Here is a 24,409-nt window from a genome sequence, read left to right as displayed (position 1 = left end):
ATTTAAAAGAGCTCTCCTTGACTAGTTCCTTTAATTCTTCCTAAATGTTTATATGCCAAATCAGTTACTTCTCTTCCTCTTGGCGTACGCATAATAAACCCTTGCTGAATTAAAAAAGGTTCATAAACTTCTTCTATTGTTTCTGAATTTTCTGCTACAGCAGTAGCTAACGTAGTAATTCCTACTGGGCCACCCTTAAACTTATCAATAATAGTAGATAAAATTTTATTATCCATTTCATCTAAACCATGTGCGTCTACATTTAAAGCTTTTAAGGCATATTTGGCTATTTCTATGGTAATTGTACCATTTCCTTTAATTTGAGCAAAATCACGCACTCTACGTAGTAATGCATTAGCAATACGAGGAGTCCCTCTACTTCTTCCTGAAATTTCAATTGCGGCTTCCATAGAAATAGGCACTTTTAAAATAAATGCACTTCGTTGTATGATGGTTGTTAATAATTCTGTTGAGTAATAATGTAATCGGCTACTGATACCAAAACGAGCTCGCATAGGCGCTGTGAGCAATCCTGAACGAGTAGTTGCTCCTACTAAAGTAAATGGCTCTAAGTTAATTTGAACTGTACGTGCATTTGGACCAGATTCAATCATGATATCGATTTTATAATCTTCCATTGCTGAATACAAGTATTCTTCAACTATTGGACTTAATCGATGTATTTCATCTATAAATAAAACATCTCGTTCATCTAAATTGGTTAGTAAACCCGCCAAATCTCCAGGTTTATCTAGTACAGGCCCTGAAGTTACTTTGATTCCAACTCCTAATTCATTAGCTAAAATATGAGCCAATGTTGTTTTTCCTAATCCTGGAGGGCCGTGAAATAAGGCATGATCTAACGCTTCATCTCGTTGATTCGCTGCCTCTACAAAAACCTTTAAATTATCTATTGCCTGATCTTGGCCAGTAAAATCATCAAATGAAAGCGGACGCAGTTTTTTTTCTACATCTAATTCTTCATTTGAATAATTTGTGTTTTCAGGGTTTAAGTTTTCATTCATATTGTTGCAAATATACTTGAAATAAAATGTTCACATTGTAATATAAGTTACTTAACTAATATTTTATGCTAAAAAATTATTACAAGATCTACTAATACTTATAGAAAACAAAAGCCTCCCAGTTTTGGGAGGCTTTATAATTTATCTTTTTTAAGAAGGCTCTTCGCCATCTAATAGTGGTACGTTTTGTGGTACAAAGTCTTTTCCGTGTACATACTCACCATTTTCATCTGTTTTACTGTAATCGTAAGCCCATCTGTGAACTTCAGGAATTGCTCCTGGCCAGTTTCCATGAATATGTTCAACTGGAGTAGTCCACTCAAGTGTATTTGCATTCCAAGGGTTTTGTGTTGCTTTTTGACCTCTATACATAGAAATAAAGAAGTTTGCTATGAAGATTAACTGTGCTAAACCTCCAAGAATAGCCATGATAGTCATAAACACGTTTATATCTGCCAAATCATCAAACATTGGAAAGTTTGTATTTGTATAATAACGACGTGGTAAACCAGCTAACCCTATAAAGTGCATTGGGAAAAATACTCCGTAAGCACTGATTATTGTTAACCAAAAGTGCCAGTATCCTAATGTTTTGTTCATCATTCTACCATACATCTTAGGAAACCAGTGATAAACACCAGCAAACATCCCTAATAAAGCAGATACCCCCATTACCAAGTGGAAGTGTGCCACAACGAAATATGTATCGTGAACGTTAATATCTAAAGCTGAATCTCCTAATACTAGTCCTGTTAATCCTCCTGTTACGAACGTAGAAACTAATCCGATAGAAAACATCATTGCAGGATTTAATTGTAAGTTACCCTTCCATAGTGTAGTAACATAGTTAAATGCTTTTACTGCTGATGGAATTGCAATTAATACTGTTGTAAAAGTAAATACAGAACCTAAGAATGGATTCATTCCAGAAACGAACATGTGGTGACCCCATACAATCGTAGATAAGAATGCAATTGCCATAATAGAACCAACCATTGCGCGGTAACCAAAAATTGGTTTACGTGCGTTTGTTGAAATTACTTCTGAACTAATACCTAACGCTGGTAATAAGATAATATATACCTCTGGGTGACCTAAGAACCAGAATAAATGTTCGAATAATACTGGTGACCCTCCTTGGTAATGTAATACTTCTCCAGAAATAAAGATGTCTGATAAGTAGAATGAAGTACCGAAGCTTCTATCAAAGATTAATAATAAGGCTGCTGATAATAATACCGGGAATGAAATTACACCAATAATCGCTGTAATAAAGAATGCCCACATTGTTAATGGCAATCTTGTCATTTTCAATCCTTTTGTACGTAAGTTTAAAACTGTTACGATATAGTTTAACGATCCGATTAATGACGATGCAATGAAAATTGCCATAGACACTAACCATAACGTCATTCCTGTACCTGAACCTGGAATTGCTTGTGGTAATGCAGATAATGGAGGATAAATTGTCCATCCTGCTGATGCTGGTCCTGCTTCTACGAATAGTGAAATAATCATTATTACTGATGATAAGAAAAACAACCAATAAGATACCATATTTAAGAATCCAGAAGCCATATCACGAGCTCCAATTTGTAACGGAATTAATAGGTTGGAGAATGTACCACTTAAACCTGCCGTTAGGACAAAGAATACCATGATTGTACCATGAATCGTAACTAACGCTAAGTACATATCTGGGTTCATAATTCCATCTGTTTGATGGTTTCCTAAGAATGCTTCAACAATTGAAAACGATGTATCTGGCCATGCAATTTGTAAACGAAATAACATAGACATGAAACCTCCTATGATACCCATAAATATACCTGTAACAAGGAATTGTTTCGAGATCATTTTATGATCTTGACTAAAGATGTATTTAGTTACAAATGTTTCTTTGTGATGATGATCTGACATAATCTATATATACTTTAAAAAAATATCTTATTTAATAACTTGAGCTAATGTTTTTTGTTCTGATAACCACTTGTTGTACTCTTCTTCTTCAACAACAGTAATTTTCATTTGCATATTGTAGTGAGATGCTCCACAAATTTTGTTACACAATAATAAGTAATCAAACTCATATGGGTCTTCTCCTTTAGCTCTTCTAATTTTGTTAATTCCTTCTGTTTTTGCAATTACCTCAGAATTTTGACGCATTTCTGCTGTGGTATATTTTGGCGTAAATGCGAATTGAGTAACCATACCTGGAACACAGTTCATTTGTGCTCTAAAGTGTGGCATATAAGCAGAGTGCAATACATCTTGCGAACGGAACTTGAATAATACTTTCTTCCCTTTAGGTAAGTATAATTCTGTTACTTGCTTATCATCTTGTGCACTTGGGTCTGACATATCAACCCCCATAGTGTTAATTCCTTTGATAAAGTTTACATTACCTAAACCTAATTGGTTGTCTTCACCTGCATAACGTGCATCCCAGCGGAATTGTTGAGAGTATACTTCAATTACAATAGGGTTTTCATCGTCTCCAACATACATAATGTTATTCCAAGCCCATAAACCATATCCAATTAATAACACAATTGTTACTGCAGGAATAGTTGTCCAAATTAATTCTAACTTATGACTATCTGCATAAAATAATGCCTTATTGTTTTTATTTCCTCTGTACTTGTAAGTAAAGAAGAAAATTAAAAACTGCATTCCAAACTGAACTATTCCAATTAACCAAAAAGTGATATTAAAAAGGTTGTCATCATGCTCTCCTTCAAAAGAAGCAGCTTCTGGTAACATAATTACATTCATGGCAATTAAGCAGTAAATCATCATTGCATAAAGGAATGCTAGGAAAGCTAATGAATATTTAGCTTGTTTTTCGTTGTCTTCATCTGTAGCAATTACAGAACGGAAATTCATTATACGAGTAATTTGCCAAAAACTTACTCCGATTGCAACTGCTATGAAAATATAAAATAAAGCGAGCATATTATCTAAACTATTTGTTTATTAATTCTTTTTATTAATGATGATTACTATCTTCTCCTGTGTGTTCGATGTTGTAGTAATGATAGGTTTCACTTTCGTGTAAATAAGGGTTACCTTTTGGCACTGGATTAGCTTTTGCAAACGCATTAAACGTAGCAAAAATAAACAATCCTGTGAAGAATAGTACCCCACTTATCTCTCCAATTCCAAATGCCCATTGACCACCTACTGTTCCTGGCATAACCATTACAAATAAGTCAATATAATGACCTGCTAAGATTACAACTCCTCCTAAAATTACAAACCAAGGTCTACTCTTAAAATCACTGTTGATTAATAATAATACTGGGAAAATAAAGTTCATTACAACCATTGCTAAAAATGGCACTTTATATTCGTTAAAACGTAATAAGAAATAAGTTGTTTCTTCTGGCATATCTGCATACCAAATTAACATAAACTGTGCGAACCATAAATATGTCCAGAATACTGAGAAACCAAACATAAATTTAGCTAAGTCGTGAATATGACTATCATTTACCAATGGCAATACTCCTTTTGAACGTAAGTAAATAGTTACCATTGCTATGACTGTTAAAGCAGACACTAAGAAAGTAGCTAATACATACCATCCAAACAATGTTGAGAACCAGTGCGGATCTATTGCCATAATCCAGTCCCAAGAAGCCATACTTTCAGTAATCATGAAGAATATAAGAAATATAACTGTTGCATTATAATTTTTCTTATGCTGCTTTAAATCTCCGTTATCTTGAGCTAACGACCACTTTCTTATTAGAAAACGATAAACATTCCAACCTGCTAAGTAAACAATACTTCTTATTAGCCAACCTGGAGTATTTAACCACCATTTTTTTCCATCTACTATAGCATCATAATTTGGACTTGTTGGGTCAGTTACTCCTTCTCCCATCCAAGTAAACAGGTGATTCATATGCATTGCTGTAAGTATTAAGAATACTAACATTATTAAACTCACATAATGTAAATTTGATGAAATAGCTTCCATTACTCTGTGCAATACTACAGACCATCCTGCTTGTGCAACAATTTGTGAACCATAAAAAGCAAGCACTAACAATGTAATACCTAAAGAGAATAATAAAGCAACATACAAAGCAGACCAAGGTCTATTTTGCATTTGGTGTAAAGCGTGTTCTGCATGAGCATCTCCGTGATCTTCACCATGAGCAGCTACTTCAGTATGTGCTTCAGTTGTTTCATTCGCTTCATCAATTGCAGTTTCTTTATGATCATCTTCAGCTACATGTACTGCCGAACTATCTTTTGCTTGTGTATTTTCAATAGCTTCTTCCGAATGATTTTGTTCACCGTTGTGTGCTACTTCTTCAGTGTGTGTAGCAGTACTATCTGCAACATGCTCTTCAGTTGTTGTATCTTCTTCGTGATTTTCAACTTTAGCTTCTTCTTTATGCTCTACATCAGCATGATCTGCTTTCGCTTCATGACCTCCATGATGTGCATCTTGTTTTGCTAAAATTTCTTTTGCTTCTTCTAATGTTTTAGGCGCTGAAAAGAAACTATAACCTGTTCCTAAAAGTCCTACAGCCATTAAAACAATAGCTAGCATTTTTAATTTTCCTGAAAACTGGTACATATCTTAACTATCTATTATAGACTTATTTTAATTCGCTTCTTAATTTTTCTACGTATTGTACAACTTGCCAACGCTCATTGTATCTTAACTGTGATGCATGAGATCCCATTAAGTTCTTACCATACATAATTACATGATAAATATTCCCTGGGGTTAACTCTCTGTCTGCGTAATTTGGGATACCATTGAATTTATCTCTTTGCGATAACACTCCGTTACCATCCCCTTTTGTTCCGTGACAAGAAGCACAGTATATGTCATATAACTCTTTACCTTTTTCTAAGTTAGCCTCAGTAGTTGGTAATGGGTTTTTTAATTCAGCTTTTGCTTTTTCATATCCTTCATTAGTGTCAGGAATATCATAAGCTACAACTCCGTTTCTGCTTACAGTACCTGCTACTGGTAATTTATTTACCTCTTCATTATTAATACCTTCGGCTCCATTTGCATCGTAGGGTACAGATACATACATATCTGGCATGAACTGAACTTGTGGTTTTCGTTTATCGTTACAAGAACTTAAGCTTGTTGCTGCTACAGCTAAAGCGATAATTATTTTTAAATTCTTCATATCTCTTTATTAGTGCGTTTCTACTACGTTAATTTCTACAGCTCCAGTTTTCTCTAATAATGACACCAACTCTTCTTCACTCCCTTTAACAGGAATCTCCATTAAAAAGTGATCATCTGTAGTTCTTGGGTCAGGGTTTTCAGCTTCTTTAAATGGCCATATCTTACTTCTCATATAAAAAGTAATTACCATTAAGTGTGCTGCAAAAAACACTGTTAATTCAAATAATATTGGAACAAAAGCTGGCATATTGGTAGCCCATGAAAAGTTTGGTTTTCCCCCAATATCTTGAGGCCAATCAGCAATCATAGTATACCATGTTAACCAAACTGCTACTGATAAGCCTGTAATACCATATAAAAAAGCGGTAATTGCTAAACGTGTTGGTGCTAATCCCATTGCTTTGTCTAATCCATGAACTGGAAAAGGACAAAATACTTCTTCAATATGATGATTTTCTGCTTTTACTTTCTTAACGGCATCCATTAAGATATCATCATCATTATATAATGCGTGAATTACTTTATTAGTGCTCATTGTTCTCTTCTCTTGATTTTTTAAAATTCTCACCTGATGATTTCAAAATAGTCTTAATCTCTGCTGTAGGGATTACTGGGAAAGTTCTTGCATATAATAAGAATAATACAAAGAAGAATCCGATAGTTCCTATAAAGATACCTACGTCTACGAACGTTGGTTCAAAACGCCACCATGTAGATGGTAACTGTCCTTTACTTAATACAATTGCAATAATATCAAAACGCTCAAACCACATACCGATGTTAATTACTATCGAGATAATAAAAGACCAAATAAAACTTCTTCTAATCTTTTTGATCCATAATAACTGTGGTGTGAAAATGTTACAAATTAATAACGACCAAAATGCCCATCCGTAAGCTCCTGCTTCTGCTCCAAATGATAAGTATGTGTAGTTTTCGTAAGGAGAACCTGTATACCATGCAATAAAGAACTCTGTTGCATAAGCTACTGCTACGATACCTCCTGTTAAAATGATTACGATGTTCATATACTCTACGTGTAAACGTGTAATATATGCTTCCATATTTGTAACCTTACGCATAATACCTAATAAGGTTTGTACCATTGCAAATCCAGAGAAGATCGCCCCTGCTACGAAATAAGGAGGGAAAATTGTTGAGTGCCATCCTGGGTTAATAGAAGTTGCGAAGTCCATCGATACGATTGTATGTACAGAAAGCACTAATGGAGTTGCTAAACCTGCTAATACTAACGACACTTCTTCAAAACGTTGCCAGTCTTTTGCTCTACCTGACCACCCGAAAGATAATAATGCATAAATTTTCTTTTGGAAAGGTTTTACAGCTCTATCACGAATCGTTGCAAAATCAGGTAATAAACCAGTCCACCAGAAAACTAATGATACCGATAAATACGTAGAAATTGCAAATACATCCCATAATAATGGCGAGTTAAAGTTAACCCATAATGATCCAAATTGGTTAGGAATTGGTAATACCCAGTATCCGTTCCATGGACGTCCCATGTGAATGATCGGGAACAATCCTGCTTGGAATACCGCAAAGATTGTCATCGCTTCTGCAGAACGGTTAATTGCCATTCTCCATTTTTGACGGAATAATAAAAGTACTGCAGAAATAAGTGTTCCTGCGTGACCAATACCTACCCACCATACGAAGTTGGTAATATCCCATGCCCAACCGATGTTTTTACTTAATCCCCATACACCAATACCTGTTCCTACGGTGTAAAAGATACATCCAAATCCCCATAACATTGCTGCTAAAGAGATATAGAATGCTATATACCAATTTTTGTTTGCTTTCCCTTCAATAGGTCTAGCAATATCTTCAGTAATATCATGGTAACTCTTGTCACCAAGTATTAAAGGTTCTCTATAAGATGATTCGTAATGAGACGACATAAATCTATATACTTATTAATTTTACTATTAAGCTTCGTTTGTATTTCTTACTTTCACTTGATACACTACGTTTGGTTTTGTACCAATATAATCTAAAACGTGAAAAGCTCTTTTATCTTCTTTTAATGCTGTAACTGTATCTTCAGTGTTGTTTATATCTCCAAACACCATAGAACCAGTAGAACATGCTGCTGAACATGCTGTTTCAAACTCGTCTTTTTTAACAGCTCTACCTTCTTTCTTAGCCTTTAAGATAGTAGCTTGTGTCATTTGAATACACATAGAACACTTTTCCATTACACCACGAGAACGAACTACTACGTCTGGGTTTAACACCATTTTACCGTACTCGTTATTCATGTTAAAATCAAACTCGTTGTTTTCAGCATAATTAAACCAGTTGAAACGACGAACTCTATATGGACAGTTATTTGCACAGTAACGAGTACCTACACAACGGTTATATGCCATTTGGTTTTGACCTTGACGACCGTGAGATGTTGCTGCTACCGGACATACTGTTTCACATGGTGCGTGGTTACAGTGCTGACACATCATTGGTTGGAAAGCAACCTGTGGATTTTCTGCTGGGTTTTCTAAAGCATCAAATAAATCTCCTTTGCTTAGCTCTAATACTTTTTCAGTATAACGTCTTTCAATTTCTTGGTTAGCTATGTTTGGATTTTGAGCTTTGAACTCCTCCAATGTCATTTTAGCCTTATGTTGCTTATCTTCCACAGTAGAAGAATAATAACGATCAATACGTAACCAAGCCATATCTCTACCAACTCTCATTTCATCTTTACCAACAACTGGTACGTTGTTTTCTGCGTGACATGCAATAACACATGCTCCACAACCTGTACAAGAAGTTAAGTCGATAGATAAGTTAAAGTGGTGTCCTAAACTTCTGTCATGCTCTTCCCATAAGTCAATTTTACTTCCTTCAACTTCTTGATGATCATAAGAGACCATGAATGGCTTATTCCAAGTATGCTTAGGATCTAATTTTTTATCGTTTACTTCTTTTAATGAAGCTTCTTTTAATATATCGTGACGACCTGCTAAAGTACTTTGTACTTGCATACAAGCAAACTTGTGCCATCCTGAAGTTCTTTCAATAGAAACATTATACTGAACATTGTTTCCATTTTGGTAGAATGGATAGGCATTGACACCTACTTGCATTTCTGATTTTAATCCTTGAGTTCTACCGTATCCTAATGCTAAACCTACTGATCCTTTTGCTTGACCTGGTTGTATAAGTACTGGTACTTTATTTATTGTTATGCCATTTACTGTTACGTTAGCATAATTACCATCAATAGCACCATTATCTTTTACTGGGTTTTCAAAACCTAATTCTTTTGCATCTGAAATCGAAATAGTCAAGTAGTTATCCCAAGAAGCTCTTGTAATAGGGTCAGGTAATTCTTGTAACCAAGGGTTATTTGCTTGTTTACCGTCTCCTAACGCTGTTGATGAGTATAAGTTTAATTCGAATCCTGAAGCATTATTAGCTTTTTTCACTAATTGCGCTGCTACTACATTTATATCTACAGTAGTTTCAAAGGCTGTTTCTTCTTCAACAGCAACTTTTTCAGCTTTAAAGAACCCATCATGTAATGCTTGATTCCATGAAGCCCCTCCTAATACATTTGTACTCCAAAATTCTTTTAAAGTGTCGTAATAGTTCACTGTACTTCCAGACCATTTTAATAAAACGTCTTGTACTTGACGTGTGTTAAATAGTGGCTGTATAGTTGGTTGCATTAAACTATAAACACCTTGCTTCGCCATAACATCTCCCCAACTTTCTAAGTTATGAGGTGCTGGCAATGTATATTGTGTAGCATTAGCTGTAGCATCATCTTGAGTAGATAGAGCTATAGATAATTTTAAATTTTTAATTCCTTCTGCTAAATCAACTGCATTTGCTAAAGTGTATAAAGGATTTACATTATAAGTAATTAAACCTTTTACTTTACCTCCTTTAACGTCTGCTATCAATTGAGCTACTTGGGTATCGTTACCTTGACGCTTTAAATTCACCGCCTCAGTATCTATTACCTCACTATTTAACGCTTTATTGATTGCTAATGCAATTAATTGTGCGTTTTTATCATTTAAACCTGTAACAACAACCCCTTTTGAACCTGCTTTTTTAAGGTCTTTAGCTAATTGCTTTACCTCTACATCAAAAGTTGTTGCTTTTGAAGGAAGGCTATTTCCTGTTATTTGGTTGTATAAGTTTATTAAAGCGAAAACTTGCTCAGATGGTTTGGCTACAATTCTTTTATCGGCATTTGCTCCCGCTAAAGACATGTTAGCTTCTATTTGAACATGGTATGACATTTTACCAGTTTCTACTCTACGACCTTCTGCATAAGACTTTTCGTATCCGCCTTGCCAATCACCAATAAAATCTGCCCCTATGGACGCTATAACTTCCGCCTTACTAAAATCGTAATCTGGCAATGCTCTTTTACCATACATAGCTTCAAAAGCATCAGCAGTTGCACTTTCAGAGATTGCGTCATATACTACATGCTTAACATTTGGGTAAGCTGTAATAAAATCAGCTATTATTTTTTCAGTAGAAGGACTCGCTAAAGTTCCTGTTAATAATACTACTGGTTCATTAGCATTCTTTAATTCGTTTAATTTTGCGATAATTTCTTTATCTGCATCTGCCCAAGATATTTGAGTTTTTCCTTTTCTTGGTTCTTTTAAACGTAATTTTTCATCGTATAATGATAAAACTGACGCTTGAGTACGTGCGCTAGTTACACCTCCTGCCTCTTTATTTGGCATGATTTGAATTGGACGTCCTTCGCGTGTTTTTACTAATACGTTTGCGAAATCAAAACCGTCTGCAATTGTAGTTGCGTACCAATCAGCAACGCCTACTACGATATCATTAGGTTGCACTACATAAGGAATTGATTTTCTTACTGGACCTTCACAAGCTGCTAAAGAAGCTGCTGCAGTGGTAAATCCAACATATTTCAAGAAGTCTCTACGTGAAGTTGATGATGTTTCTAAGGTATCTTTGTCGCCTAAAAATTCATCTGTAGGAATATCTTGTACAAACTCATTATTACGTAGCGTTTCAACAATAGAACTACCCTTTAGTTCTTCAACACTTTGCCAGTATTTTTTGTTTGAAGCCATTTATATATGTGTTTTTCTACTTTCTAAATTGATTAATAGTGGCATTTACCACACTCTTTTCCTCCTAATTGAGCAATAGTTACTTGCTCAACACCGTACTTCTTAGCTAGTTCTTCATGAATTTTAGCATAGTACTCATTACCTTTTAAGTCAACCTTAGTTTCCTTATGACAGTCAATACACCAACCCATTGTTAATGGCGAATATTGATATACTTCTTCCATTTCCTCTACTGGACCATGACATTTTTGACATGCAATTCCTCCTACAGTTACGTGTTGTGAATGGTTAAAATATGCGAAATCTGGCAAGTTATGAACTCTCACCCATTTAACCGGCTTAGTATTTCCAGTATATTCTAATTTTTCTGCATCCCAACCAGCTGCTTCATAAATCTTAGCGATTTCTTTATCTAAATCAGTTTTTACTAATGTATGATCATCCATCACAACTTTTGTATCGTCTGCTACTTCAGAAATATTCTTATGACAATTCATACAAACATTTACAGATGGTATACCCGAATGCTTACTATGTTTTGCTGCAGAGTGACAGTATTGACAATCTATCTTATTATCTCCTGCGTGAATTTTATGTGAAAAAGCTATTGGTTGAATTGGCTGATACCCCTCATCAACACCAACTTTAAACAAAGTTCCAAACAAGAAATAAGCAGCAATTAAAGCTCCAAAAATAACGGTTAACACTTTTAAGAAAGTATTCTGTTTAATTCCTTGCCACAACTCAGCAGTTTGCCCCATTAAACCTGGAGTTTTTGGAGCGCCTTTTAATTCACTAATAGTTTTTAACAAACTACCAATAATTAAGAATGCCACAACAATAGCCGCAGCCAATATATATATCAACCATTTTGGTGCCTGATCACCTTGAGACCCAACTCCCTCAATATCAGCCCCTGCTACTGGAGTCCTCTTTAACTCACCAACCGTGGTATAGTAAAGGATATCATCAATATTTTGATCCGATAACTGCGGAAAAGCAGTCATATTAGAACCATTATACTCTTCAAAAATCGCAATTGCTTCTTTATCTCCTGAAGCTCTTAAAGCAGCATTATCTTTTATCCATGCTTTCAACCATTCATTGGTTCTTCTCTCTTCAATCCCAGCCAAAGCAGGACCAACCAGCTTCTTATCTAACTTATGACAAGATGCACAAAGAGATTTAAACAATTTTTTCCCTTCTTTTTGACGCGCCTCATCAATATCTTGTGAAAACGCCGAAAAACTTACTAAGAAAACTAAAAAGAAAGCTAAACTCTTTGCTAGAGTTTTAGTTAATCTACTGTGATGATTCACACTTTTCATACTATAAAAATATAAGTTTTGTATCTATTTTGGTACAATTTTTTCTGTTACACTAATTTTAAAATTAGCACACAGAAAGTTGCACAAAAGTACTACTTCTGTCTAAATTGTGAAATGTTAAGAGAATCCTAATCTATAATTTATAACAATTCTAAATAACTAGCGTTAACAATGTATTAACTCACAAGTCATTACTTTTGTAAAAAGATTCATCAAAATGAAAAAACATAGCTTAATTATTACTTTTATTTTTCTTGTTACTGCTTTTGCACTCAAAGCTAATGCTCAAGAAAAACTTACTGACAACAAGCACATTATTTCACTTATAGAAAAGAAAAGAACCTACAACAAGAGCAATGGAAACGGGTACAGAATCCAACTATACAATGGACTTGAAAGACGCGCTAGAAGCCTCCGTAATAGGTTTAAAGTTGAATACCCTGATGTTTACACAAAACTAATTTATAAACAACCTGAATGGAAAATACAAGTAGGGAATTATAAAACACGCTTACATGCTGATAGGGCTTTAAATGAAATCCGAGAAAAATTCTCTGGTGCCATTGTAGTACCTATGTAATTAAACATATTTTATCACATAAAAAAAGAGTAATCGAAAAAACGATTACTCTTTTTTATTTACTGGCTAATTAATTATTAATAAGCCCTCTTATCATTTCCTTCATAAAAATTGATAAATGCTTGATTTACCACCCTATGACCTCCATCAGTAGGATAATCTCCAGTAAAATACCAATCTCCTAAATTGTCTGGACAAGCTTTATGTAAACCACTTACTGGCTGAAAAATCACCTCGACATCAGCTTTTATCTCTGTAGTTTTTAACATTTGTGCAATCTTTGCAGAAACTTCTTCATCTGTAAAAGGTGCATAAATTTCCTTAACGTAGTTTATCACATCTTTATCTTCACTGTTTTCTTGTTGCTTACATTTTTGATACACTTCATCAACAATATGATACTGATTTGTTTCTTTTAACAATTCCAACGCAGCTTTAAAAGCAATAAAATCGTTAATCTTAGCCATATCAATACCATAACAATCTGGATAACGTATTTGAGGCGCAGAAGAAACTACTACTATTTTCTTAGGATTCAATCGGTTCAAGATTTTAATAATACTTTTCTTCAAGGTAGTACCTCTTACAATACTATCATCAATAATTACTAAATTATCTGTTGGTTTTACAACTCCGTAAGTAACATCATAAACATGCGCAACTAAATCATCACGACTACTATCATCTGTAATAAAAGTACGTAGTTTAGCATCTTTAATCGCTATTTTTTCAAAACGTGGTCTTTTAGAAAGAATTTCAATTACTCTTTCTTTTGAAAGCTTTCCTTCACCCGCTAAAATTGCATCAGTCTTTTGCTGATTTAATACATCTTCAGCAGCTTCCATCATTCCAAAAAATGATGTTTCTGCCGTATTTGGTATGTAAGAAAACACTGAATTTTCTATATCACTATCAATAGATTTTAAAACTTCAGGAAACACATATTTCCCTAAGTTTTTACGTTCTTCATAAATTGATGCATCACTTCCTCTTGAAAAATAAATACGCTCAAATGAACATGCTTTTTTGGGGCGCTGCTCTAAAATTGGCGACATTGTTGTCTCTCCATTCTTTTTGATTATTAACGCATGTCCTCTTTCAACCTCTTTTATTGACTCTATATCAACGTTAAAAACTGTTTGAATAACTGGACGTTCAGAAGCAACCACAACTACTTCATCGTCTTCATAAAAAAAAGCTGGGCGAATAGCTGACGGGTCTCTCAACACAAACGCATCTCCATGCCCCAGCATACCTGCCATAGCATATCCACCATCCCAGTTTTTAGCCGAACGTTTTAAAATTCGTTGAATATCTAGGTTATCTTCTATGTATGGAGAAGCATCCTTTTTATTAAATCCTTCTTCTTTAGCTTTCAAATATAAATCTGAAACTTCCGACTGTAGAAAGTGTCCTATTTTTTCTAAAATTGTTACAGTATCAGTAGACTCTTTAGGGTGTTGACCTAATTCAATTAAATCATTTAACAAATGTTTAGAATTAGTCATATTAAAATTACCAGCAACAATTAAGCTTTGATGTTTCCAGTTGCTTTGGCGTAAAAAAGGATGTACACTCTCTATAGAGTTTTTACCAAAAGTACCGTAGCGAACGTGCCCTAAAAATAAGTTTCCAATGTAAGGCACATTTTCTTCTTGCCATTTCACATCATCAACCTTATCTGGATTCTCTTCAAAAACTCCATTGATTCTATGATTAATTTTCCCAAAGATATCCTGGATTGGTTGTGATTGGTTGGAACGGATTCTGCTTATATATCTTGTTCCAGGCTCTACATTAAATTTTATACTTGCTAATCCAGCACCGTCTTGCCCCCGGTTGTGCTGTTTCTCCATTAACAGGTACATTTTATTTACACCATAAAACGCGGTACCGTATTTGTCTTTATAGTATTGTAATGGCTTCTTTAAACGAACCATTGCAATTCCGCATTCGTGTTTAATAGCGTCACTCATTTAATTTCAAGTATTTAGTTGTGTTGTAGTTTTGTGTGTTGTATAAAAAAATCCGCAGCAAAAAGCGCGGATTTATAGTTTATGATAATGCTATATCAAATTGTGTTAATTCTTTAAACGCTTTTAAACGCGCTTGTACCTCTTCGCTAGTTAATGCCTCCATACGCTGTGTTCCGAATTTTTCAACACAGAACGATGCTAAGTTAGATCCATATATAATTGCATTCTTCATATTTTCGAATGAAATATCTTCGGTTTTAGCTAAATATCCGCAGAAGCCTCCTGCAAAAGTATCTCCAGCTCCGGTTGGGTCGAATACCTCTGCTAATGGCAATGCTGGTGCAAAGAACATATTTCCTTCATTGAATAATAAAGCTCCATGTTCCCCTTTTTTAATTACCACGTATTTTGGCCCCATTTCATGAATTTTCTTTGCTGCATTTACCAAAGAATATTCTCCACTTAACTGACGTGCTTCCTCGTCGTTAATTGTAATAACATCTACACGCTTTAATACTTCATGCAAATCGTTTAATGCTATATCCATCCAAAAGTTCATAGTATCTAACACTACTAACTTAGGTCTTTCATTCATTTGATCTAATACCGATGCTTGTGTTAATGGGTGTAAATTACCTAACATTACAATTGGTGCATCTTTAAACGATTCTGGAACCACTGGTTGAAAATGTTCTAATACATTTAGTTCAGTTATTAAAGTATCACGAGAATTCATATCATTATGATACTTTCCACTCCAAAAGAAAGTTTTTCCTTCTTTTACGATTTCCACTCCATCAGTATTAATTCCTTTATCGTTCATCATATCTAAGTATGATTGTGGAAAATCTCCTCCAACTACAGAAACAACTCCTGTTTGCACTCCAAATTGTGAAGCTGCTAATCCTACAAATGTTCCTGATCCTCCTAAGATTTTATCAGTTTTTCCAAATGGTGTTTCTATAGCGTCAAATGCTACTGTTCCTACTGCTAATAATTTACTCATAACTCTACTTAATATTTCTTCAACTGAAGAAATGTATTTGTTTCATTAAGTCTTTATAAATTACTAAGACTTAAATTTTTACTAATTATACTCATTAAGGCTTAAACTCTCATGTCAACTGCCTTTTTTGTCGTAATTTTGCGTCTTTAATTAAAAACGGTCTTTTTGACTTTGCAAAAATAGTTTTAAAAAATGACTATCAAAGAAATACAAGAAGAAATTATTGACGAGTTTTCTATGTTTGAAGACTGGATGGAGCGTTATGAGTACATTATAGAGCTAGGAAAATCGCTACCTTTAATAAGTGAAACTTACAAGTTGGATGAAAACCTAATTAAAGGATGCCAATCGAAAGTATGGTTACATTCTGAATTAAAAGGTGATACTATTGAGTTTACTGCCGATAGTGATGCTATTTTAACAAAAGGAATTGTGGCTTTATTATTGAGGGTATTTTCTAACCAAACACCTAAGGCTATTTTAGACGCCGATACTGATTTTATTGATGAGATTGGCCTGAAAGAACATTTAAGCCCTACACGTGCTAATGGTTTAGTATCCATGGTAAAACAAATTAAAATGTACGCAATTGCACAGCAAAGCAAATTAGCGAATTAAAAGAAGTTTAGAATTATGACTGAAGACAAATTAGAAGAATTAGGAGATAAAATTGTACGTGTATTAAAAACCATATATGACCCAGAAATACCTGTTGACATATATGAGTTAGGTTTAATTTATGATGTTTTTATATCAGAAGAAAATGATGCCAAAATATTAATGACATTAACTTCTCCTAACTGTCCTGTTGCTGAAACTTTACCTGTTGAAGTAGAAGAAAAAGTAAAAACTTTAAAAGAGATTAACAATTGTGAGGTAGAAATCACCTTCGATCCTACTTGGACTCAAGATATGATGAGTGAAGAAGCTAAATTAGAATTAGGAATGTTATAGAGCAGTTAATACAACTTTAACCTTTTCAACTAAAAAATATGTCAGAAGAAATTATAAATAGAGTTGCTAATAGTAAGCTTACTACAATAGACCTTGAAGATTTTTACCCTGAGGGTAAACGTGTAATATTTGATATTAAGGATTGGTTATTTGAAGAATTAATTCTTCGTGAAAAAGATTTTAGAGAGACTGTAAAAAACCATGACTGGTCTCAATATCTAGATAGTTATGTTTCTTTAACTTGTTCTACTGATGCTATTATTCCTTCATGGGCTTATCTTTTACTGACCACTGAACTTACCCCTTTTGCTAAAAAGATTGTTGTTGGCGACTTAACATTATTAGAAACTGTAGTATATCAAGAAATAATTCAACAGTTAGACACTTCTGAATATAAAGATAAGCCTGTAATAATAAAAGGATGTGCAAATAAGCCTATACCACCATCAGCATATACCCTATTAATTGAAAAAATTAAACCTATAGCTAAAACCATTATGTTTGGTGAAGCTTGTTCAACAGTACCACTTTATAAGAGAAAAAATAATTAGACTCGTATAATTCCTCAACTTAATCACAAATGAAAAAGCTGTTCTTAATCTTAATTTCTTGTTACTCCTTTTCTTTAGTTTCACAAGAAACTAAAAAAGATAGTATCTCAACTTTAGGTTTACAAAACTCCCCTTTAGACACTAGTTTTGCTTTCTACATATTTAACAAGCGAGTGTTTGCAGAGCCTTTAGTTAAGAAAAATCCACCAAAAAAATGGACTGTAACTGGAAAATACACTTTTCTTTTTAATCAATCATCTTTTTCAAATTGGGCAGCAGGTGGTAACAATACCGTTGCTGGAAATATGACACTTGGTTATGACTTTAACTACAAAAAGAAAAAATGGAACTGGGATAATAAAATAATATCAGCCTATGGATTAAGTTATATAGATGGTCAAGGTATAAGAAAAACAGAAGATCAGTTTGAATACAATTCTCTTTTAGGATTTAAAACTTCAAAATTATGGTTTTTATCTTTTTTTAGTAATTTTAAAACACAGTATACCAAAGGTTATGATTATAAACAAGAACCTAAAGTAGCGGTTTCAGACTTCTTTTCTCCAGCATATTGGAGTTTTGGACCTGGTATGTTATGGAAACGGAATGATGACGCTAGAATAAACATAGCTCCCGCAACTGCTCGTTATACTTTTGTTTCTGACGAATTTTCGGGAAAATATGGTGTAGATGAAGGTAAAAATACTAGCTTTAGTTTAGGTTTTAACTTATCTGCCTATTTTAAAAGCGAAATAATGGAGGATGTTACTATGGAAAGCATAGTTGCTGTGTATTCAGATTATTTAAACAAACCTCAAAATATAGATATTGATTATCAGTTAAACTTCTTTGTTAAAATTAATAAAAACCTATCTACCAATCTCAGTTTGCATGCTATTATTGATGACGATGCCTCTAGCAGAGTACAGTTTAAAGAAGTTTTTGGACTTGGTTTAAACTATATTTTTCATAAAACGTGACTTTTAATACAATATTATTGTCTAACTTCTATGTTAAACATTTATACACTTTAATTTAAAACTATTAAAATGAAAAAATTATTAGCTATTGCTGTTATATTTGGAGCTTTAACAGCTAATGCTCAAGAAGAAAAAAAAGAAGAGCCTAAAGAAGGATGGAAAAGGAGTGGTAACATCTCTTTTCTATTCAATCAGTCCGCTTTTAATAACTGGTTAGCTGGTGGAACAAATAATATTTCTGGTACCATTGGGTTAAATTATGATTTTAATTACACCAAAGGTGACTGGACTTGGGATAATAAACTAATTGCTTCTTATGGTTTAACAAAGTTAAAAGGAGAAGCAATGCAAAAAACAGATGACCGTTTAGAGTTAAACTCTTTATTAGGTAAAAAAGCTAGTGGGTATTGGTATTATTCTGCTTTTTTTAACTTTAAGACTCAAATGTCTTCTACATATGTTTCTGGCGAGCAAACATCTCATTTCTTTTCTCCTGCCTACTTCCAATTTGGACCAGGTATGTTATGGAAAAAACACGACAATTTAAAAGTAAACATCGCTCCTGCAACTTCTAAACTAATTTATGTACACAAACACCTAACAGACTTAGGACCTGCTTTTGGAGTAGAACAAAACGAGACTACTCGTTATGAACTAGGTGCTGCGGTTAATGCTTACTATAAATTAGACGTTATGAAAAATGTGTCTGTTGAAAATATACTAAACTTATACAGTAACTACTTAGAAGATTTTCAAAATGTTGATATAGATTACACTGTTAATGTGGTAATGAAAGTTAATAAATATCTTTCTGCAAACCTTTCTATGCAAGCTATTTATGACGACAATGCTTTCAAAGGGTTCCAAACTAGAGAAGTGTTTGGTCTAGGAGTAAATTACGGTTTCTAAAAAATAAAACATCAAGGTAAAACCTCAAGAACGTGTTCTTGAGGTTTTCTTTTTTACGTATTTTAGCCTAAAAATTTTAACAAATGACTTTATTAATTGTTTACGCCACCTTATCTATATTTTTCTCTTTTTTATGCTCCATACTAGAAGCTGTACTATTAAGTGTAACTCCTACCTTTGTAAATGTTAAAAAGAAAGAAGAGAAAGCTTATGCAAACGATCTTGAAACATTAAAGAAAGATGTAGACAAACCTCTTATTGCTATTTTAACTGTAAACACAATTGCTCATACCGTAGGTGCTATACTTGTTGGTGCTCAAGCAAAAAAAATATTTAGTGATGAAGGAAACGGTGTTTTTATCGTTTCTGCTATAATGACAATTTTGATTTTAGTTGCCTCTGAAATTATTCCTAAAACCATTGGTGCTACTTACTGGAAGTCATTAGCTGGCTTTACAACTAAAGCTTTAAATGTGCTGATTTTCTTTTGTAAATACACCGGTATTATATGGATACTTCAATTATTTACTAAACTATTTGGTAAAGGAGCACATGGAGAAAGTGTTTTAAGTAGAGAAGACTTTTCTGCAATGACAGATATTGCTGAGCAAGAAGGTGTTTTTCATGAAAGTGAAGGTAAAGTAATTAGAAACATGCTTAACTTTAAAGAAGTTCAAGCTAAACATATTATGACACCTCGTACAGTACTTACTACTGCTGATGAAAACCAAAGTATTGAAGCTTTTTTTAATGAAAACAGGCCTTTACGCTTTTCTAGAATACCTGTATATGCTGAAAATCCAGATAACATAACTGGATATGTTCTAAAGGACCAATTATTACTTTCTTTGGTTGATAATAAAGGAAATGAACCTTTAAAAACAATTAAAAGGGAAATTATAATAGCCAGTAGAGAGTTATCTATTCCTAATTTATTTGAAAAACTAATTGAACAAAGAGAACATTTAGCTTTAGTTGTAGATGAATATGGAGCTGTTAGCGGTTTAGTAACCCAAGAAGATGTTATAGAGACTCTTTTAGGTTATGAAATAATGGATGAGAGTGATAACGTTGCTAATTTACAAAGCTTAGCTAGAAAAAGCTGGGAACAACGCGCTAAACGACTAGGAATTATTAATGATTATGAAAATGAATAATAACTTTAGTCTATAAAATAAAAAAGAGGCGTGAACAAATTCACGCCTCTTTTTTATTTTATAATTTAAACTATTTCTAGTCATTAATTGTCCAAGAAATATAATATAGAGAACCTATTGCTCCAGCCCCAGGAGCTATAAAATACTCCTTACCAGTAAGGTTCGTACCACCTATTTTAAATCTTGATTTAATTGCTGGTACTGTATAATTTATTTGAGCATCTATTACTGTTCTAGCATCTACTAATCCCTGTAAAAAAGAAGATTGCCAATAGTATTCATCTTGCCAACGGGCATTTATATTAAACCCAAAGTTTTTGAATAAATTTGGATGACCAAATTGAACTTTAACCTTATGTTCCGGTGTGTTAAATGCCGGCTCAAAATCTGGATCAGAAGTTTCTTCAAAATCAAATTTTGCATAGTTATAGCTCAAACCTAAATCAAAGCCTTTAAAAACCTTAGTTGACATTCCTACACCTACACCATACGAGGTAACATCTGCCTTAGAGTTTGTGTTTACTGAGAAAGCTGTTACATCATTATTTTGAAGCGCTAATAAAGCTTGAGCATTTGGAGTTCCATCTGCATTAAACCCTCCATAATGAGGAACAAGAACATCTTTAATTGCTGTAAAAGATTCATAATTGTTATAATACCCATTTACATCTAATTCTAAAATTTTATTGGAGCTTAAATTAACAATACTTCTATACCCTAATTCATATGAAATTACCTTCTCGGGTTTGATTGTGCTTAACTGAGATTTTACAAGGTTTCCTCTGTCTAATTCAGCTCTTGAGAATGAATTTTCAAAAGCATCTCTACCTGTTAAGGTATTACCTCCTCCAATATTAACAATGTAACGATCTAAGTTTTCATCAACTCCTCCTATTAAATGACCTGTACCAATTGGAAGTCCAAAGTACTGCTCTTGTAATGTTGGGTTTCTAAATCCTGTTTGATAAGAGGCTCTAATTACATGATCTTTATTTTCACCTAAGGCATAATTTAAAGACACCCTTGGAGAATAATTACCTTTAAAGTTTGTCGATTTATCATAACGAATCGAACCTGTAAACTTCAGTCTTTCTTCTAAAAACTTCTTCTGCAACTGAGTATAAACACCAAATTCATCAAAAGAAATTTTAGAATTTGCGTCTGTAAAAACAGAACCTTGAGAATTTAAATTAATTTTTCTATATGAACCACCAATTTGGATTTCACCAAACTTAATTATATCACGGAAATTATAGTTACCATCTGCATGGTAATATGACGTTTGGTCTGTTAATTTCGCTCCTCCTTCAGGAACTGTTTTAGAAGCTACATCATTAGCCGCTGCATTAAACTCTACTGAACCAGGTTCAAAACGTCCTATATTAGCAAAGTCTCTAGCTTTTCCATGGCTCCTTCCTTGTGTTAGATAAGCATTTAGGTAATCTCCAAACCAATCTTTATCACTCTTCCAAGCCCTGTTAATATTAATTGCTTTAAAACGAGAATCAAAATAGTCTCCTGAATCATTTGCTGAATAGTATCCTCTTAAGAAAAAGTTCTTTCCTAAGAACTCTAATCTATGTTGCTCAAACGAAAATCCGTCTTGAACATATCTATTAGCTCCTTGATAAATATTTTTTCCTCTTGCAAATCTTGAATTCCAAATAATTTCTAAATTTTCTTTCTCCCAAGGACGGTAATGCAAAGAAGCATCAAACTTTAAACCATTTGAGTCATAATCTACTAAACTTGATTCATCATAACCTGTTCTTGTTATTTTTTCATCAGGTAAACTGTTTATGATTGCCGGGGTAATTAAAGGGTTTGTTTTACTTGCCTCAGTTGCAATTTGTTTTAAAGTAGCTCCTACTTCGTCTCCATACACGTTTATACCGTCATATCCAGGTAAAGTTCTATCTCCTCCAATAGCAACTCCACCTATTCCTGTAGAGTTCCCTGTATTATTCGCATGCCATTCTTCTGACTTATAATAGGTTAAATTAACCTTACCTGCTATCTTCTCATTAAATTTATAGGCCATACGAATACCAAAATCATAAAAAGGATTATTTCCTGCCGCATCTTGTGATGTGAATCCTGTTTTAAAATAAGTGCTAATTCCTGAATGTTTAAACGGGTTCTTGCTTTTAAGAAACATAATTCCATTAAATGCATTTGCTCCATATAAAGCAGATGCTGCACCTGGTAAGACTTCAACGCTTTCTACATCTAAATCAGACGTACCTGCTAAATTCCCCATAGAGAAAGTTAATGCAGGAACCGCAGTATCCATTCCATCAACCAACTGTACAAAACGTGTATTTTCAAATGAAGAAAAACCTCTTGTATTAATTGACTTGAAACCATAACCACTTTCTCTAAGGTCTATTCCTTTTAAGTTTGCCATTCCATCATAATAGGTTACAGAAGTATTCTTTTTTATATCATTTATACCTATTCTTTCAATAGTTACTGGCGATTCAATAACTCGTTCTGGAGATCGAGATGCAGAGATTACAACTTCATCTAATGCTGTATTTTCTTTTAAAATTATATTTATTTCTTGCTCTTTAGAAGTTACTTCAATTAATTCTGTTTTGTAACCGAAAGCTGAAACTTGAATTATAAAAGGGTAATTTGATTTTGTAGCTAATATGAAAGTTCCATCAGAACTCGAAGTAGTTCTATCACTTCCTATTAGCACTACTGCATTGGAAAACGGCTCTAAATATTCATCGTAAACCTTTCCGTTTATTGTAGTTTGCGCATATATTGACACACCACAAATTACCAAAAACATGGTTAGTAGTTTTTTAAACATATTGTTTATTTTAATTATTTTTATATTGAGTTACTTATGTTATTCATCAAGAGCGAACATGATTGGGAAACCATATTTTACAGATGTTTCTCCTCCTGATTTTTTTGCTGGAATAAATTGTGGCAATTGAGATACCACTCGAACAGCTTCATTATTTAATAATTCTCCATTTTTAGGTCCTAAAGTTTTAATATTCTTAACCTGACCATTTTTATCAATAATAAAACGCACCCAAACTTCTCCTTGTATAGATTCTTTTACTGCTTGACTAGGATATCTAAAATGTTTTTGAATGTGTTTTACCATTTCCATATTAAAGCAATCTAACCTTTCGTTCTTTTTTGCTTTTTTACATGCAGTAAACAGAGGTATTTTGTCTACAGTAGAGAACTTTTCTGCTTTTCGTACTTCTTCTGCTGATAATTTACTTGTTAAGTTTTCAAGGTTGCTTTTAAAAGTTAAAGGTTTACTTAACTCTGTTTGCGAAGTTGTACTTTTTATTGCTGCCGTTCCTGCTCCTGACAAATTTGTAGCATTTGAAACTACTTTCTTTTTCGAAATTTCTCTCTTTTTTAAATACCTTCTATTGGCAGATACTTTTACAGAGATTTGTCTTGTTCCTTTATTTTTTTTGTCTTTTGGAGCAATAGTACATTTTGTTATACTATTTAAATCTACTAAAGACTCTTCTGGCGTCTCACATACTTCTCGTTGCGACATTACATTGGTTACATAAAAGCAAACTAACGTAATTAATAAAATAATTTTTCTCATGCCTTAAAGGTTTAACATTTTTCCAATCAAACAATTACACTTGTTACTCATGAAAATTTGGCATGCAAAGGTATTCTTTTTT

The 24,409-nt window shown here is 33.5% G+C and carries 20 protein-coding genes; 7 read left to right on the top strand and 13 right to left on the bottom strand.

Annotated features, from left to right (window positions below; genetic code table 11):
- Positions 1-2 precede the first annotated feature (2 nt).
- The 9 genes from ruvB to MHM83_RS04110 form a co-directional block, all read right to left on the bottom strand.
- Positions 3-1,025, bottom strand: coding sequence for a Holliday junction branch migration DNA helicase RuvB (gene ruvB / locus MHM83_RS04150; protein ID WP_239178500.1), 1,023 nt, complete (start codon positions 1,023-1,025; stop codon positions 3-5).
- A 150-nt stretch (positions 1,026-1,175) separates the two neighbouring features.
- On the bottom strand, positions 1,176-2,945 hold the full coding sequence (locus tag MHM83_RS04145) for a cytochrome c oxidase subunit I (RefSeq protein ID WP_073182524.1): 1,770 nt from the start codon (positions 2,943-2,945) through the stop codon (positions 1,176-1,178).
- A 27-nt stretch (positions 2,946-2,972) separates the two neighbouring features.
- Positions 2,973-3,980 carry a cytochrome c oxidase subunit II gene (locus MHM83_RS04140; RefSeq protein WP_073182523.1) on the bottom strand — a complete coding sequence of 336 codons (1,008 nt, stop codon included), beginning with the start codon at positions 3,978-3,980 and terminating at the stop codon, positions 2,973-2,975.
- Between the two features lie 34 nt (positions 3,981-4,014).
- Positions 4,015-5,619: a quinol:cytochrome C oxidoreductase gene (locus MHM83_RS04135; protein ID WP_239178498.1), complete on the bottom strand. Its 1,605-nt coding sequence runs from the start codon at positions 5,617-5,619 to the stop codon at positions 4,015-4,017.
- Positions 5,620-5,641: 22 nt separating this feature from the next.
- Positions 5,642-6,190, bottom strand: a complete 549-nt coding sequence (locus tag MHM83_RS04130; RefSeq protein WP_172644827.1) for a c-type cytochrome — start codon at positions 6,188-6,190, stop codon at positions 5,642-5,644.
- Between the two features lie 9 nt (positions 6,191-6,199).
- Positions 6,200-6,727, bottom strand: coding sequence for a DUF3341 domain-containing protein (locus MHM83_RS04125; RefSeq protein ID WP_047788300.1), 528 nt, complete (start codon positions 6,725-6,727; stop codon positions 6,200-6,202).
- On the bottom strand, positions 6,717-8,117 hold the full coding sequence (gene nrfD / locus MHM83_RS04120; RefSeq protein ID WP_028891351.1) for an NrfD/PsrC family molybdoenzyme membrane anchor subunit: 1,401 nt from the start codon (positions 8,115-8,117) through the stop codon (positions 6,717-6,719). The genes MHM83_RS04125 and nrfD overlap by 11 nt, the downstream gene beginning before the upstream one ends.
- Before the next feature lie 27 nt (positions 8,118-8,144).
- Positions 8,145-11,291, bottom strand: a complete 3,147-nt coding sequence (locus MHM83_RS04115; protein WP_239178496.1) for a TAT-variant-translocated molybdopterin oxidoreductase — start codon at positions 11,289-11,291, stop codon at positions 8,145-8,147.
- A 32-nt stretch (positions 11,292-11,323) separates the two neighbouring features.
- A complete protein-coding gene (locus tag MHM83_RS04110; protein WP_239178494.1) occupies positions 11,324-12,619 on the bottom strand; it encodes a c-type cytochrome in 1,296 nt (431 codons plus the stop codon).
- Positions 12,620-12,836: 217 nt separating this feature from the next.
- Between MHM83_RS04110 and MHM83_RS04105 the strand changes: the two genes are divergently transcribed.
- Positions 12,837-13,199, top strand: coding sequence for an SPOR domain-containing protein (locus MHM83_RS04105; protein WP_073182519.1), 363 nt, complete (start codon positions 12,837-12,839; stop codon positions 13,197-13,199).
- Between the two features lie 77 nt (positions 13,200-13,276).
- Here MHM83_RS04105 and MHM83_RS04100 read toward each other — a convergent pair whose 3' ends face one another.
- Together MHM83_RS04100 and MHM83_RS04095 are read right to left on the bottom strand one after the other, a co-directional pair.
- Positions 13,277-15,175: an amidophosphoribosyltransferase gene (locus MHM83_RS04100; RefSeq protein WP_239178492.1), complete on the bottom strand. Its 1,899-nt coding sequence runs from the start codon at positions 15,173-15,175 to the stop codon at positions 13,277-13,279.
- 79 nt (positions 15,176-15,254) lie between these two features.
- Positions 15,255-16,181 (bottom strand): PfkB family carbohydrate kinase, encoded by a 927-nt coding sequence (locus MHM83_RS04095; RefSeq protein WP_159610881.1) that lies wholly within the window; start codon positions 16,179-16,181, stop codon positions 15,255-15,257.
- A gap of 192 nt (positions 16,182-16,373) precedes the next feature.
- Here MHM83_RS04095 and MHM83_RS04090 point away from each other — a divergent pair, with 192 nt between their 5' ends.
- The 6 genes from MHM83_RS04090 (at position 16,374) to MHM83_RS04065 (ending at position 20,732) form a co-directional block, all read left to right on the top strand.
- Positions 16,374-16,799 (top strand): SufE family protein, encoded by a 426-nt coding sequence (locus MHM83_RS04090; RefSeq protein WP_047788294.1) that lies wholly within the window; start codon positions 16,374-16,376, stop codon positions 16,797-16,799.
- Positions 16,800-16,814: 15 nt separating this feature from the next.
- On the top strand, positions 16,815-17,135 hold the full coding sequence (locus MHM83_RS04085; protein WP_047788293.1) for a DUF59 domain-containing protein: 321 nt from the start codon (positions 16,815-16,817) through the stop codon (positions 17,133-17,135).
- Between the two features lie 38 nt (positions 17,136-17,173).
- On the top strand, positions 17,174-17,686 hold the full coding sequence (locus MHM83_RS04080; protein WP_239178490.1) for a DUF2480 family protein: 513 nt from the start codon (positions 17,174-17,176) through the stop codon (positions 17,684-17,686).
- Between the two features lie 29 nt (positions 17,687-17,715).
- A complete protein-coding gene (locus MHM83_RS04075; protein ID WP_082118601.1) occupies positions 17,716-18,666 on the top strand; it encodes a DUF3078 domain-containing protein in 951 nt (316 codons plus the stop codon).
- A 69-nt stretch (positions 18,667-18,735) separates the two neighbouring features.
- Entirely contained in the window at positions 18,736-19,575 is an 840-nt protein-coding gene (locus MHM83_RS04070) for a DUF3078 domain-containing protein (RefSeq protein WP_159610877.1), read from the top strand.
- Positions 19,576-19,658: 83 nt separating this feature from the next.
- The gene (locus tag MHM83_RS04065; RefSeq protein ID WP_159610875.1) at positions 19,659-20,732 is read left to right on the top strand and encodes a CNNM domain-containing protein; all 1,074 of its coding nucleotides are present in this window, start codon (positions 19,659-19,661) and stop codon (positions 20,730-20,732) included.
- Positions 20,733-20,808: 76 nt separating this feature from the next.
- On the opposite strand, the gene MHM83_RS04060 is transcribed toward MHM83_RS04065, so the two are convergent.
- Complete coding sequence (locus MHM83_RS04060; protein WP_239178488.1) at positions 20,809-23,553, bottom strand: TonB-dependent receptor; 2,745 nt, start codon at positions 23,551-23,553, stop codon at positions 20,809-20,811.
- 39 nt (positions 23,554-23,592) lie between these two features.
- Positions 23,593-24,327, bottom strand: coding sequence for an energy transducer TonB (locus MHM83_RS04055; RefSeq protein WP_053056633.1), 735 nt, complete (start codon positions 24,325-24,327; stop codon positions 23,593-23,595).
- Positions 24,328-24,409 lie beyond the last annotated feature (82 nt).

Source organism: Tenacibaculum sp. Mcav3-52 (assembly GCF_022347665.1).
In the GTDB taxonomy this organism is placed as follows: Bacteria; Bacteroidota; Bacteroidia; order Flavobacteriales; family Flavobacteriaceae; genus Polaribacter; species Polaribacter mesophilus.
Note: the sequence above shows the minus strand (reverse complement) of the source record. Positions and strands in the feature narration are given on the sequence as shown.

Excerpts from the sequence above, each read along its gene's own strand:
- ruvB (WP_239178500.1), bottom strand. The coding sequence starts at position 1,025 with ATGAATGAAAACTTAAACCCTGAAAACACAAATTATTCAAATGAAGAA.
- MHM83_RS04145 (WP_073182524.1), bottom strand. The coding sequence starts at position 2,945 with ATGTCAGATCATCATCACAAAGAAACATTTGTAACTAAATACATCTTT.
- MHM83_RS04140 (WP_073182523.1), bottom strand. The coding sequence starts at position 3,980 with ATGCTCGCTTTATTTTATATTTTCATAGCAGTTGCAATCGGAGTAAGT.
- MHM83_RS04135 (WP_239178498.1), bottom strand. The coding sequence starts at position 5,619 with ATGTACCAGTTTTCAGGAAAATTAAAAATGCTAGCTATTGTTTTAATG.
- MHM83_RS04130 (WP_172644827.1), bottom strand. The coding sequence starts at position 6,190 with ATGAAGAATTTAAAAATAATTATCGCTTTAGCTGTAGCAGCAACAAGC.
- MHM83_RS04125 (WP_047788300.1), bottom strand. The coding sequence starts at position 6,727 with ATGAGCACTAATAAAGTAATTCACGCATTATATAATGATGATGATATC.
- nrfD (WP_028891351.1), bottom strand. The coding sequence starts at position 8,117 with ATGTCGTCTCATTACGAATCATCTTATAGAGAACCTTTAATACTTGGT.
- MHM83_RS04115 (WP_239178496.1), bottom strand. The coding sequence starts at position 11,291 with ATGGCTTCAAACAAAAAATACTGGCAAAGTGTTGAAGAACTAAAGGGT.
- MHM83_RS04110 (WP_239178494.1), bottom strand. The coding sequence starts at position 12,619 with ATGAAAAGTGTGAATCATCACAGTAGATTAACTAAAACTCTAGCAAAG.
- MHM83_RS04105 (WP_073182519.1), top strand. The coding sequence starts at position 12,837 with ATGAAAAAACATAGCTTAATTATTACTTTTATTTTTCTTGTTACTGCT.
- MHM83_RS04100 (WP_239178492.1), bottom strand. The coding sequence starts at position 15,175 with ATGAGTGACGCTATTAAACACGAATGCGGAATTGCAATGGTTCGTTTA.
- MHM83_RS04095 (WP_159610881.1), bottom strand. The coding sequence starts at position 16,181 with ATGAGTAAATTATTAGCAGTAGGAACAGTAGCATTTGACGCTATAGAA.
- MHM83_RS04090 (WP_047788294.1), top strand. The coding sequence starts at position 16,374 with ATGACTATCAAAGAAATACAAGAAGAAATTATTGACGAGTTTTCTATG.
- MHM83_RS04085 (WP_047788293.1), top strand. The coding sequence starts at position 16,815 with ATGACTGAAGACAAATTAGAAGAATTAGGAGATAAAATTGTACGTGTA.
- MHM83_RS04080 (WP_239178490.1), top strand. The coding sequence starts at position 17,174 with ATGTCAGAAGAAATTATAAATAGAGTTGCTAATAGTAAGCTTACTACA.
- MHM83_RS04075 (WP_082118601.1), top strand. The coding sequence starts at position 17,716 with ATGAAAAAGCTGTTCTTAATCTTAATTTCTTGTTACTCCTTTTCTTTA.
- MHM83_RS04070 (WP_159610877.1), top strand. The coding sequence starts at position 18,736 with ATGAAAAAATTATTAGCTATTGCTGTTATATTTGGAGCTTTAACAGCT.
- MHM83_RS04065 (WP_159610875.1), top strand. The coding sequence starts at position 19,659 with ATGACTTTATTAATTGTTTACGCCACCTTATCTATATTTTTCTCTTTT.
- MHM83_RS04060 (WP_239178488.1), bottom strand. The coding sequence starts at position 23,553 with ATGTTTAAAAAACTACTAACCATGTTTTTGGTAATTTGTGGTGTGTCA.
- MHM83_RS04055 (WP_053056633.1), bottom strand. The coding sequence starts at position 24,327 with ATGAGAAAAATTATTTTATTAATTACGTTAGTTTGCTTTTATGTAACC.